Source organism: Thermoleptolyngbya oregonensis NK1-22 (assembly GCF_032705245.1).
Classification (GTDB): domain Bacteria; phylum Cyanobacteriota; class Cyanobacteriia; order Elainellales; family Elainellaceae; genus Thermoleptolyngbya; species Thermoleptolyngbya sichuanensis.
In genome coordinates, this window is sequence record NZ_CP053540.1 from 2352236 (window position 1) to 2365320 (window position 13085).

At 53.2% G+C, this 13085-nt stretch carries 10 protein-coding genes; 4 read left to right on the forward strand and 6 right to left on the reverse strand.

The features are described 5' to 3' along the window. Window positions 1-29 precede the first annotated feature (29 nt). Window positions 30-890, reverse strand: coding sequence for an SWIM zinc finger family protein (locus HNI00_RS10215; protein ID WP_316792982.1), 861 nt, complete (start codon window positions 888-890; stop codon window positions 30-32). 405 nt (window positions 891-1295) lie between these two features. On the opposite strand from HNI00_RS10215, the gene HNI00_RS10220 reads away from it, so the two are divergent. Continuing rightward, entirely contained in the window at window positions 1296-1616 is a 321-nt protein-coding gene (locus HNI00_RS10220) for a Mo-dependent nitrogenase C-terminal domain-containing protein (protein ID WP_316792984.1), read from the forward strand. 306 nt (window positions 1617-1922) lie between these two features. Here HNI00_RS10220 and HNI00_RS10225 read toward each other — a convergent pair whose 3' ends face one another. The 3 genes from HNI00_RS10225 to HNI00_RS10235 all read right to left on the reverse strand — a co-directional run bounded on the left by HNI00_RS10225 (window position 1923) and on the right by HNI00_RS10235 (window position 7440). After that, window positions 1923-2909, reverse strand: a complete 987-nt coding sequence (locus HNI00_RS10225; RefSeq protein WP_316792986.1) for a YihY/virulence factor BrkB family protein — start codon at window positions 2907-2909, stop codon at window positions 1923-1925. 260 nt (window positions 2910-3169) lie between these two features. Continuing rightward, on the reverse strand, window positions 3170-5221 hold the full coding sequence (locus HNI00_RS10230) for an iron uptake porin (protein ID WP_316792988.1): 2052 nt from the start codon (window positions 5219-5221) through the stop codon (window positions 3170-3172). A 779-nt stretch (window positions 5222-6000) separates the two neighbouring features. Continuing rightward, window positions 6001-7440, reverse strand: a complete 1440-nt coding sequence (locus HNI00_RS10235; RefSeq protein ID WP_316792990.1) for a uracil-xanthine permease family protein — start codon at window positions 7438-7440, stop codon at window positions 6001-6003. 640 nt (window positions 7441-8080) lie between these two features. Here HNI00_RS10235 and HNI00_RS10240 point away from each other — a divergent pair. After that, window positions 8081-9004: an antibiotic biosynthesis monooxygenase gene (locus tag HNI00_RS10240; RefSeq protein WP_316792992.1), complete on the forward strand. Its 924-nt coding sequence runs from the start codon at window positions 8081-8083 to the stop codon at window positions 9002-9004. A 47-nt stretch (window positions 9005-9051) separates the two neighbouring features. Here the strand turns inward: HNI00_RS10240 and HNI00_RS10245 are convergent, their stop codons facing one another. After that, complete coding sequence (locus HNI00_RS10245) at window positions 9052-10344, reverse strand: MFS transporter (RefSeq protein ID WP_316792994.1); 1293 nt, start codon at window positions 10342-10344, stop codon at window positions 9052-9054. 523 nt (window positions 10345-10867) lie between these two features. Here HNI00_RS10245 and HNI00_RS10250 point away from each other — a divergent pair. Together HNI00_RS10250 and HNI00_RS10255 are read left to right on the forward strand one after the other, a co-directional pair. Further along, on the forward strand, window positions 10868-11290 hold the full coding sequence (locus tag HNI00_RS10250) for a helix-turn-helix domain-containing protein (RefSeq protein ID WP_297078364.1): 423 nt from the start codon (window positions 10868-10870) through the stop codon (window positions 11288-11290). Between the two features lie 35 nt (window positions 11291-11325). Continuing rightward, window positions 11326-12003, forward strand: coding sequence for an IS630 family transposase (locus HNI00_RS10255; RefSeq protein WP_316792995.1), 678 nt, complete (start codon window positions 11326-11328; stop codon window positions 12001-12003). Window positions 12004-12293: 290 nt separating this feature from the next. Here HNI00_RS10255 and aqpZ read toward each other — a convergent pair whose 3' ends face one another. Continuing rightward, the gene (gene aqpZ, locus HNI00_RS10260) at window positions 12294-13064 is read right to left on the reverse strand and encodes an aquaporin Z (protein WP_316792996.1); all 771 of its coding nucleotides are present in this window, start codon (window positions 13062-13064) and stop codon (window positions 12294-12296) included. Between the last annotated feature and the right edge of the window lie 21 nt (window positions 13065-13085).

Below are 13085 nucleotides of genomic sequence, written 5' to 3' on the forward strand. Positions count from 1 at the left end.
AGCGACAGCCCCGCTAGATTTGCAGCGTGCTATTCGCTCAACAGCGCCAGACTTTCAGAGAAATCAGCGTCTAGCACCTCTTCCCACTCTGAGAGCATGACGGCAAAATCGACCTTCTCTGGCGGTGAGAGATCAGAAGTGGCGATCGCTCCAATCCAGGCCTTGCTCAGCAATTGATCAATCTCAAACACATCGGCCCCATAGTCCGATAGCTCGTCCCACTCGTTTGCCCAGGCAGCCGTGATTGTCTCTAAGATGGCGATCGCGTTGTTGCCGTTGCCTGCCTCCACAAAGTCTTGCGCCTGTTGCAGCAGATTTGAAATTTCTTCCGTGAATGGGTCATCCTCATGCCCCTCCTGCAAACACACCAGCCCATTCCGCAAAATTTCTCTCATTTCTTGCCGAATGGGTTTAAGGTCAACCGTCGGGCGATAGCAACGTCTGGTGTCGCGGGGCGGCGCAGGATTTAAAAGCCTGAGAACATGGCGCTCGATCTCGTCCAGCAGTTGAGGATTGTCTTCTACAAGCGCCTGGATTAGTCCCTGCGTTTGCACCAGGTTTAGCCGATCGAGCAACTGCGCCAGAGTCGGGCGAGACTCGATTGGCTGTGTTTCCCGCACCATGCTTAGCCCCACCGCCACCAGATGCTTACACCAGCCTCCATAGTCGTAGGGGCAGGTGCAAGTCCCTTCGGGAATGCCATGAGTGCCAAAGGTGATCCGCACAGTGTAAGGATCAGCCTCGCTTCCCTCCACCGCTGCATAAACGGCTCGCCCACGCCGAACGATCTCCAGAACTGCGCCCTGGGAGTAGTAGTCCTCACCCCGCTCAAAGGATTTTTCAGTGGCGGTTTGCCGAATCTCGTCTTCCGAAAGCGATAGCTGCGTCATGGAATTTCCCTGCGTCAAGCGTTGGCGCACATGTCGAGGCGCTGAATCTCAAGGTGCTGAATAAGGTTGCTAAAAAATCTGCTGAAAAAGTCGAGCGAACAACTTCTGAGCAGCGTCAGCCGATGGGTATTCTTGCTCCACAGTACGGCAACTGAGCAACAAATTCATCTCAGCTTCAGTCAACTCTTACGGAGCTTCTCAATTCCTTCATTGATCCCCAAGTTGCGCTTCCTAAGCTTGAGATAAAGGCAATTCCAACAGCAGAACTGCTCTCTCAGAACCGCTTTCGGCAATCGGATCAAGATTTCTCAGAAAAGTTCATCATTTCTTACCGAATGCTGCGTGAAATTGGCGGATGGAACTGAGTAGTAATCAGTAGAGAACTGCATCGAACCTGTGAGTCCTATGAACGCCACATCCTCTCTTTATAAAGGTAGTCATCAAGGTAGTCATCAAGGTAGCGATCGCCCCTCGTGGCTCCAGCCCCTCCGCAACTGGCTGGATAACCTGCAAATCCGCGATCGCCAAACTGCCCACTTCATTTCTCGGCTCATTCCTGCCCAGTGTCCCTTCGAGCGCGACATCATCGTGCTAGGTCACAAAGTCGGGCACATTCCGCCCCTGTGCAAGCTAAACCCGCTGTACGAACAGTTTGTCGGGCTGCGATTCCGCTCACTGTGCTATTTGGCCGATCAGTGTGGCGAAGACATCAGCGCCTACTGCTAGGTCGAACAGCGTCTAGACGTTAACCCCCCCAATCTCCCCAACACTTCACCCCGGAGTTTCACCATGCAACCCATCACTCCCCAAACCAAAGCCGAATTTCCCTTTTTCCTGGAATCTAGCCTGGGCATTCTGGGCTTTCTGCTGCTGATTTGCCTGATCTAATTCGGTTTTGGTTTCTTAATTCGGTTTCTTATACGAGGCGATTCAAGCAATCCGAACAGCGATTTACATTAACAACCTGGATAAACCTTGGTTGAGCAATTGGTTAAGCAATTGGCTGAGCAACTAGATGAGCAACTGGCTCTGCTAATCTCTTACCTCTGCGCTCCGCTGCATTTCTTCCCGCATTTCCTCAAAGTGTAGCTGTCGCCGCTGCTCATATTGCTCCATCGCTTCGCCCACGGTGACGTTGATCTCGTCCCCCAGCAGCATGACCAGCGACGTGAGATATAGCCACAGCAGCAGAATAATCACCGCACCCACTGCTCCATAGACGCGGTTATAGTCGGCAAAATTTGCAACGTATAGCCGAAAGAGATTGGACAACACAGCCCAGAAAATTGCCGCCAGCAGCGCCCCCGGCAGAATGGGCCGCCGCTTGTCCCAACGGCTGGGGCCAAAGCGATAGACCGCTGCAAATGTCAGGGAAATCAGCAGTAGGGCCACAGGCAGCGGCAGCAGTTGCCATAGCGTCAGCAGCCAGGGTCGCAGCGTAGGAGCCTGAATCGACACCTGGCGCACCAGCAGATCTCCGATAAACACAATTGCCAGCGCCAGCATCAGCAGCACCAATCCGCTAATGGTCAGCCCCAAAGAGACGAGCTTGGCTTTCCAAAAGGGACGGAGGCGATCGCGCGGAATTTGATGAATCTGATCCAGGGCGGTCATGGCTGCACTCGCCGCCCCCGATGCCGCCCAAATCGCCACCAAAAAGCTGAGAGAGAATAGAGTGCGATCGCGGGAGGTACTCAGTTCCTCAGTAAAAGACTGGATAATCCGCCACGCCTCCACAGGCACCACTTCGCTGACCTGATCCATCAGGCGCAGAAAGGTCGTGTTCAGCGGCTGAAACAAGCCAATCGCCGTTAAAATCGCCAGAATCGCTGGGAACAAAGCCAGCATGGCGTTGTAGGCCATCTCTGCGGATAAACCCGGCAGGCGATGAGCCGCGGCCCGCTGGGCGACTCGGCGCACCACAGCCGGACGCAGGTGAGTGAAAAACTGGAAAAATCGAGAGGGGGTGGGCATGAAGTTTGTAATGACAGGCGCAATAGCAGGCGCAATAACAGGCACAGAAATTCCGTAAACGCTACGGCTCAAATCATAGCGAGTCTGCGCTCCACAGCCTCACATTTTGCAGCCTATCCTAGCAGACGGCTTTATGGCGACGCTCCAGGGACAGAAAAACGGGCCTCCACAAGCTTCCACTTCAGGAAGCTCGGAAAGACCCGATTCGTAGAACTGTCCTGCCACAGCGCTCTAATAGCGAACTAATAGCGAAGCGGTCAGTCCATCAATGCATGAAAAAACTCAAGGAAGAAATTAGAAAACTGCTAGAACGAGAACTGGAATCGCAGGTTGCCGACATACACAGTCGGGTTGCTGTCGAAGTTATTGGCGTTCCAGATGGCATAAAAGGCCGGAACCAGAGAGATGTTGTCGCTCACAGGATAGCGATAAGATACCTCAAGCTCTGCCTGGGTGCCCCCATCGCCGCCGCCCGACAGCAAAAACTGCTCACCCGCCAAATAGTCATGGGGAATCAGGAACGAAATCACGCCCAGCGCACCCCGCTTAAACAAATCAGGGAAGCCCAGACCGACCTGGAAGGACTGTACCCGCACCTGTCGGCCTTCCTCGCGGGCGACTGGGTTCACATCCACCCGTCCCCAGGAGTAGCGGGCAAAGAGACCAATCCAGTCGGCAATCTGCCAGTCAAAATTGGCCATCAGCGTGTCTGCGCCAGAATCGTTCAAAAATCCACCAAAGCCATCGTCGATATAGCCGTAGGGCACTGGCTCACCCACGGCCCCGCCAATGAAACCGTTGTAAGGCTTTAGGCTAGAGCGGGCATAGAGCAAACGCAGGTTGAAGTTGCGGGAGGGAGAGAAAGCAAGCTGAGCCGTGATAATGTTGCTGCTGTTGAACAGGCCATCGCCAGGATTACTAGACGTATTGAACCCAAAGGCAGGGTTCAAGAACTCAGCGTTTTCGGCCAGATAGCCCACGGTGAGTTGCAGTGGGTCAATAATTTTCCACCGAATGACAATGCCGCTGCCCCGGTCGATGGCGCTCAGCAGGGTGCTGCCCGACGAGTTGAAACTAGAAGCGCCTGTCTGGAAGAAGGTAAAGCGGTTGCCATCAAAATAGCGATAGTAGTTGAGGCGGGGGCCGATATCCACTTGTACTGCGTCACCAATGGGGAATGAGTAGAACAGTTCCCGCACGACGACGTTGTTGGGTGTACCAGCGCCTTGGTCGGTAAAAGGAACCCCCCAGCTATTGAAAAAGCCAGACGACACCAGCTCATTGGCAGGCGAGTTTCCGTTCCCAACCGCAAGCTGCGTGACGAGTGAATCGCGTCCTGTGAAGGAAGTATTCAGGTTCAGGTTGACGTAATAGCTGAAGGTGAGTTGGGGCTGGTCGCGGAAAACGCGACTGGGGCGACCGTTGGCATCTCGAATGGGCGGCGCAAAAGCGTTGGGCGCGAAGGGGTTGCGCTCTGTCAAAATGCGGCCATCGGGGAATGCTTGGGTCAGGTTCATCCAGGCATTGCCGCGCAGAACGGTGGTGGTTGAAAACTGGTTGGCTTCGAGTTCGGCTACGGCCGCCTCCAGCGCGTCTACCCGACCCCGCAGCACGGCCAATTCTGCGGCAAACTCTCGCTGGAGGGCTTCGATTCGTGCCAGGGCTTCTGGGTCGAGGGAGTCGAGCCGACCCACGACCGCATCCAGGCAAGAGGCCAGACCCGCGGCAAATTCATAACGAGTCATGGCGCGGCCGCCTCGAAACGTGCCGTCAGGGTAGCCTTCCAAGCAATCTAGTCCGCCTTCTGCCTCAGAGTTTGCCAAGTAGGCCAGGGCTTCGTAGGCCCAGTCGCTCGGCTGTACATCGGAAAACTGCTGAACCGAGGTGACCTGCGCCATCGCAGGGTTGACATCCACTGGCAGCGTGCCGCTCAGCAGCATGTCTACTGGGATGGCGATCGCCTCGCTAGTGATCTCTGAGGCCGACAGATCTGCGGCACTGGATGCGCCTTCCATTTCGGGGGGCAGCGTCGAAGGAGCCTCCAGCGGCTCTACCTCTGGAGATAGCTCTGGTGAAACTTCGAGTAGGTCAGTCGTTGCAGGGGCGGACTCCAGATCGGCGACTGGAGACGGCTCAGACAAAGTTTCGTCCAAAGTTGCATCCAAAGTTGCGTCGGCCAACCTTACCCTTCCCAGGTCTGGCCTAGGCAGGCTGGAATCGACAGATGCATCGGTAACTGGGGCATCCAGAGCGGGCTGCGTCTCAGCTTCGGAGGGTGCAACTGGGCTGGCGATCGCCCGGTGATTCATTCCAAATGCCCCCGCCACGACCAACGCCGCTAGCAGAGGCCTAAACACCTCAAATCTCATTTCAAAAGCTCCTCAAGCACCACGATGAACGGTCGAGAACGATCTGATAGCTTGCTAGAAATTAAGTACGTCTTAATGCATTTCTGTCGGACTTAAAGCATTTCATGCATCCTTGCAATGCATTTTTTCTAAATAGCCACACCCAATAGAAATCGAGACATGAAGACCTAGAGATATAACTTTCAAGCAAGCCAGAAACACTTTATATAGGCTAATCTCAGCCGAATCTCGAATTTGTATTCCGAGTCACACTTGCAAAAGAATATTCCAGTTTGCCAATCCAAATCTGAAACGTTAAATTACGTCGTGATTTCAGATCAAGGCATCAACAAAAGTAATTGGCGAAAAGCCCAATCCCAATATTGTTCAAAACACTTGCTGAAAGAACTTTTCAAAGTCAAGGATGGATTTAAGAGGATGCTTGAAAAGTCCTACTGTTTGTAGCAAAGCGTACAAGATCCCCCTAAATCCCCCTTAAAAAGGGGGACTTTAAGGCAGTTTCCCCCCTTTTTAAGGGGGGCTAGGGGGGATCTCTGAGTGCTTAATATTACAGGCGATACCTTCTCAAACACCCTCTAAGAATCCTTAGAAAAGACCTCTTCCGAGGCTTTTCAATCAATTTGTAATCTGCTTGAAAAAGAAGGCATGGCGCGTGCTTACTTCACGACAACCATGCCCACTCTAGAAACACTTTTTCGAGGCTAAATTGCTTCGCCAACTCAAATCAAACTCGAATCAAAATAGAGCATCAAGCCTATGATTCTTGCCTATGATTCTTCAACGAAGCCCTGCGAAACTTCCTCTGCATCATCCTTGCGAGGCAGCAACCAGCTTAGCAGGATTGCCGTCAAGCCGCCCGTGGAAATGCTGGAACCAAAGAGATTCCTGAAAAGAGGCGGCTTGCCATCAAAAATCTCTGGGGCATACAGCACACCCAAGCCCAGCGCCAGAGAAACGGCAACAATGATCATCGACCGACGATCCAAATTTGCAGAAGACACGATGTTCAAGCCAGCAACGGCGATCGAGCCAAACATAATCAGCGTTGCGCCGCCCAGCACAGGCTGAGGAATGGCCTGGAACACGCCCCCTACGATGGGCAGCAGACCCAGGATAGCGAAGATACCAGCGACAAAGAATCCCACATAGCGGCTGCCCACACCCGTCATCTGAATCACGCCGTTGTTTTGGCTGAAGGTGGTGTTGGGGAAGGTGTTTAGCAAAGCGGCGATCGCCGAGTTGACCCCATCTCCCAAAACGCCGCCCTTGATCCGGCGCACATAGAGCGGCCCCTTCACGGGTTCGCCAGATACGGCCGAAGTCGCAGTCAAGTCGCCCACGGTTTCAATTGCCGTCAAAACGTACAGCAAAATAAAGGGCAGGAACGTCCCCAGGTCAAAGCGCATCCCATAGCGGAACGGAATGGGCAGGCTGAAGAATGACAGATTGCTCAGGGCGCTGAAATTGACCAGACCCATGAAAGCAGCGATGATGTAGCCCACCAGCAAACCAATTGCGATCGCCCCCATTCTCAGGAACCGATTCCCAGAGACGGTGAGAATAACCACGATCGCCATCACCAGTCCACCGAGCGCTAGATTTTGCCAGCTTCCAAAACTGCCGTCCGCTGCTCTCTGGGCCGCAGCACCGCCCGCCAAGCTCACAATCCCAGTTCGGATCAGCCCTAGACCAATAATCATCACTACTGTGCCCGAAACCACCGGAGTAATGATCTTGCTGAGCAAGTGCAGAAAGCGGCTCAGGATAATTTCCACCGCAGAGCCAAAAAAGCACACGCCAAAAATAAGCGCCAGCGCTTGCTCTGGGGTGCTTCCGCCCTGAATTGCGCCTGTGCCCGCGCCGATGATGGGGCCCAAGAAGGCAAAACTCGTTCCCTGCAAGCTGAGCAGTCCAGAGCCGACGGGGCCGATTCTGCGGCACTGAATAAAGGTGCAAAGACCGGACGCAAAGAGCGACATGCTCACGAGGTAGCTTGTATTGACGGGATCTAACCCCAAAGCGCCTGCAATAATCAGCGGTGGCGTAATGATTCCGACGAATGATGCCAGCACATGCTGAAGTGCCACAAATAGGGACTCCCCAACCGGAGGCTTGTCGTTTAGTCCATAGAGCAATTCCGATTTGATAATTGGCTCGTCCGATGCGGAGGCTTCCTCCAGCGTTAAATCATGATCTGCTTGTGTCATTCCCCTTCCACATCTCCTGAAATAAAAGCTAGAACAGAAATTTATAAAACAAGGGTTTGCATCAAAGATTCGCAATCAATCAGAATTTTATTTGTGTCAAAAGATACGAAATTCATCTGTAAATCACCTGAGAGAGGTGTGGATAAATGTAGTCAAAAACGTAGTCGAAAACTGGCTTTTGAAAGGGCAGCGCAGAACCTTAAAAAAATTGGGGCAATCAGACCTTTGTCCAACAAAAACTGCTGTCAGGACTGTTCCCCAAGACCTGTACACAGAAGCTTGCACGGCTTATCCCGCTACCTCTTGAAGAAAGCGCCATGCAGGCAAAGGCTTGCCAATGATACTTATCATCAAGGCGCGTCATCAAGGTGCGAGAGAATTGCATACAAAATACTGTATACAGCCCACAGCTACAACTGTAATCGAGCGATCGCCTAGACGCTGTAGCTTCAGATACGAAAGCTCGCCTCCTTCTCACAAAGCCACGGTTGGACGCTCATCGGATGCGGTTGGGAGACAGAACCCTGCCCACAGCCGGGTATCTCGCAATACAAAAGATCGCCAAAACCTGCGGCTACGATACTGAGCTTGATGGCGCAAGCGAATAGATGTTTTGGGAGGCGTGATGCATAGCGTCGTAATGCACAGGGTTGTGGTCGATCTAATCCGTCGATTGTGGGGAGGGGGTTGGGTTCGGGGTGTATTGGCGATAGGGCTGGTGCTGTGGGTCGGGTTTGGTGGGGCGATCGCCGCCCATGCCGACAAAGCGCCCCAGGTGCTTATGTTTGACACAGCGCCGGAGGCGGTTAGCGTCCTGTCGGTTTACGAAACCACACCTGACACCCAGCTCAATGCCGTTTCTACCGTACTCAAGTCCAGCAAGGCGTTCTTCAAGGGGGCAGAAGGTTTTAAGGGGCTATCGGTGTTGCAGAGCGAGGACGGTTCTCGTGTGGTTGCCTTGACCCAGTGGACGGATGCCGCTAGCTATGAAGCGTTTATGTCCCAGCCCGTAGAAGACTATACCAAGTACCAGAAGGAGTATCAGAAGGAGTATCAGAAAGAGTCTTCCAAAGGCGGTCAACCTCCTATTGCGGTAACGCCTGCCAAGACAGAAGTGTTTGAACTCGCGGATATGCAGATTCCCAGCGGCATGGTGCCTGTGATTCGCGGGCAGGGGGCGCTGGTGCAACTGGGCGAGGTCTCCGTAGCAGACACAGAGGATTTGCCAGAGGTGCTGTCTGAGGTAGAGCAAGCGCTGCCAGCCGTCACCAAAATGTATCCTGCCCCGCGATCAGTCATGCTGCTGAAGTCTGTTGATAATTCGGAAGCCTTGCTGATGGCCTATTGGGGCTATGCGGAGGAGTTTCAAGACCTGACCCAGGTTCCAGCGGTGGATGTGCTGTCTGGATTAGGAACTGTGGAGGTAGGAACTGTGGAGGCAGAGGACGGTGAGGCAGGGGCGATCGCCCTTCAGGTTCCCCCAAAAGTCGATCAACACCTCTATAAGGTCGTGAACGTAATCGCGCCCAAGCCGCCCAAGCAGTACAGCAAGAAGTCCTACTAGGGTTGAACTCGTTCTGCAACCAATTCTGATTCTGAAAAATTCTGTGATTAGGATTCGGGCTTGGACGAGAGCGCTGAGGGGGTGACTGTGGAATGGGCGATCGCCGGATTCATTGCCTCAAAAAACCACAAAATTCCCACACACAGCAGCGAACTCGCCCCCACAACGAGCCAAAACACATGAGCCACCGACGCTGATTGATCCATTGCCCAGCCGCCCAGCACCGGCCCAATAAAATATCCAATCGTCCAGCACTGAGAGCTAACGGCCATATACGCTCCTCGCAGCGTATCAGGAGCCAAATCAGACACAATCGCTGAAAAGAACGGCTTGTAAGCCACTGAGCCAATCGACAATAGACACAGCGCCACCACTCCCCAGATAAACTGACCCTCCACAAAGGAACCCGTCGCCCACAGCAGCGAAAACCCTGCCCCCCACAGCAGCATCGCCGCCATTAGCACCCGCACCCTTGGATAGGGCGTGAGCAGTTGCGCCAGCGGCAGTTGCAACACCGCCCCCACGCCGATATAGCACCAGGTAAATAGATTGGCCGTACTCGACACAGACACCCCTGGTGTAGGGTCAGCCCCTGCCACAAAGTTCGTGAAGTAGAGCGGAATAGTGCTGGTCACCAGCGCCACATAGGTTGTAAAAAACACATTCGCCGCCATAAACACCAGCAGCAGCTTGTCTTTCAACGCAACCAGAATCCCCTGTTCTGCCGCGCCCGGTTTTGCCTGGGGCTGCTGTCCTAGCTGCATGGTGAACTGCATTAGCAGCAGATAAGCCAGGAAAATCGCCGCGCAGCCTAGAAAAATGGTCTGCGGCACGTCCTGAATCACGCCCAGCAAAAGGCTGCCGCCAAACACCCCAGCCCCCACGCCGACATATTCCGAAACGCCCATCAGCGCAAAGGCGTGATGACGCTCTTCTGGCGGCGCAGCATCCATAACCGCTGCATTAGAAGCCGTCCAATAAAACCCCAAACTAATGCCCAGCACCAAGCTCGCTACAATCAGCAGCGGCAAGGTTGTGGCCACGCTCAGCATCAGCGATACCCCAATCCCCAGGGCCGCCGCCAAAACCAGCACCCGCTTGCGTCCCCAGCCAGACAAATCCGCCAGCGTGCCGCCGACGAAGTGACCGCTGACCTCGCTGACAGCACTCAGTCCCACTGCAAAACCCACAGAAGCCGCCGACAGGCCGATGTGGTTCACAAACAGGATTGGGATATAGAAGCTGATCAGTCCGTAGGCAATCTGGCAGAGCAGCCGACCAATTGCCTGAATCCAGACAAATCGGTTGGCAGATTGGACAGAGGCAAACAGAAGGTTCATAGACGGCTTCTGGGGTTACGAGGTTTCTTCGCAAGATTTCTTTAAGAGTAAAGGACTGGCGGATAGGTGGCTACTCCCTTGGTTCGAGCTGTCAAAACCCGCTGACACAGCCTGTGGACAAACACCACGGCCTGTAAAATTCTTCTGACTTCTAATCTTCTAACTTCTCTTGGGCACCTCGATTAATTGCCTTATTGAGAATTTTAGAAGCCTGAAACCCTTGTTTTCTAGTAGCCATTCTCAAGAGGATCTGAATTTTTCGAGGTTCCCTCTTCTAACTTTTAATAATAAGTAGTGCGACACCTGAAATCGCTGGAAGCTCCGCAGACGCTTGACTATCCAAAATCGCAAATCCAAATAGGACTTACGCAGTTGGACGATTTCTCGTGGGCGCAGCCCGCAAGAAATCGTCCAAAACCCAGAAAACCTATCGCAAATGCGTAATTACTTTGTAAATTAAGTTTTTTGGACTCAAGCGAGTGAGTAGTAGACTGTTCACAGTCCTATTGTTAGCTGAGTAGAGATGAAAAAGTGCCAAGTCGAACTGCGTCCAACCGACCGCGATTACCTAGAGAATTTGTTGCGTAAGGGTCAACTGGGAGCCCGGCAGTTTAAGCGGGCGACTGGTTTACTGGAACTTGACCGAGGCAAACCCGTAAGTGCCGTTGCGACGACCTTAAGTGTCTCAGAGACGACGGTGCGGGCATGGCGCGAGCGCTATGAACAGGAAGGATTGCAGATGCTGCATGACAAGCCCCGCTCGGGTCGCCCAATCGAGTTTGATGGTGAGCAACGAGCCAAGATTACGGCCTTAGCTTGTAGTGAAGCCCCGGTCGGTCATGACCGCTGGGACTTGCGTCTGCTGGCGGATAAGGCGGTTGAACTGAACTATTGCCAGAGCATTTCACATACGCAAGTCGCGAAGATTCTCAAAAAAACGAGTTGAAGCCTCACCTCAAGCAGACGTGGTGTCTGGGTCAATTGGATAGCCGCTTTATTGCTCAAATGGAACAGATCCTTTGGTTGTACGCCCAACCTTATGACCCTGCCTACCCGGTGGTCTGCTTCAATGAGCGTCCCTGTTTTCTCATCGGTGAGGTTGTTGCCCCGTTGCTGATGCGAGCGGGTCATGTCTACAAAGAACACTACAGCTATGAAAAAAATGGCTCTTGTGCCTTGTTAGCGGCAATTGAACCCTTAACGGGAAACCGTCTAGCTCAGGTGTACCCGCAACGCACCAAACGAGAATACACCTTGTTCTGCCAAGCGCTGGCGACTCAGTACCCCCAGGCCTGTAAAATTCGCCTGATACAAGACAATCTCAACACCCACAATGCCAGTTCCTTCTATGAAAATTTACCTGCGGCCGAGGCGTTCGCTTTAGCTCAACGGTTTGAGTTTTACTACACACCGAAATCCGCGAGTTGGCTCAACATGATTGAGATTGAGTTGTCGGCGTTGGCACGCGGTTGCTTGCATCAACGCATTCCTACGATAGAAGAATTAAAACGGCAAGTTTTAGCGTTGGTTGCAGAACGTCATGAGCAACATATCAAAATCGACTGGCAGTTTTCGATTGAAACTGCCAGGAGCAAACTTAGTCGTCACTACGACAACATTCGACCTGAACCAGTGGGAGTAAAACCATCAGATACTTAATTTACAGAGTAGTAATATCAATTCTCTAAATACCCTCTACACATAGAGCATCATTTCAGCGATATCGATTTTGAGGACTCTCATCATAGCGGCTAGCTCTAATCTTCCCATGTGTAGCAAATCTTTGGAGATTTGATATAAGTCCTGTCCAAAATTGAGAATCAATGTGAGCCAAGACGTGAGCCAAGACTTTCAAACGTAAAATGCCCGGAGCCAGGCCCCAGGCATTTGTCTTGAAGGTGTTTAAGAGTCGTCAGCAGGGGTTAGCCTGCTTCAGCAGTTCCCATTTCCTACACGACTTCCCGCTCGCGCACGTACTCTTCCGTTGTGACAGAAGGCTCAAACACGCTGTAGTAGAGCCACCCAGCCAGAACAGCACCACCAATGGGAGCCAGCCAGAAAAGCCACAGTTGGGAAACGTGAGATAGACCCGCAAACAGAGCAACGCCCGTGCTTCGCGCAGGGTTGACCGAGGTATTCGTGACCGGGATGCTGATCAGGTGAATCAGCGTCAGCGCTAGACCGATGGCAGCGGGGGCAAAGCCTTTGGGGGCGCGGCGATCGGTGGAACCCAGGATGACCAGCAGGAACACAAAGGTCAGCACAACTTCGATTAATAGAGCCGACCAGAAGCCATAGCCACCGGGGGAATGCACACCCCAGCCATTCGTTGCCAGCGGGTTGGAACCGGATAGCGCAAAGCCGGGACGGTCTTGGGCGATTAGGTAAATCACGCCGCCAGCCAGAATTGCACCCAGCACTTGAGAAATGATGTAGGGCAGCAGGTCTGCACCAGAGAAGCGCTTGCCCGCCCACAGACCAAAGGACACGGCGGGGTTGAAGTGTGCGCCAGAAATGTGGCCGAAGCCATAGGCCAGGGTGAACACCGTTAGACCGAAGGCCAGGGAAACACCCAGAAAGCCCAAGCCGAGGGCGTTGCCGCCGTCACCATAGGGAAAGTTTGCTGCCAGCACAGCGCTGCCGCAGCCGCCCAGCACCAGCCAGAAAGTGCCGATAAACTCGGCGATTAGCCGCTTTGTAAGGGGAACAGGAAGGGACATATTTACACAAGCTCCTCAAAA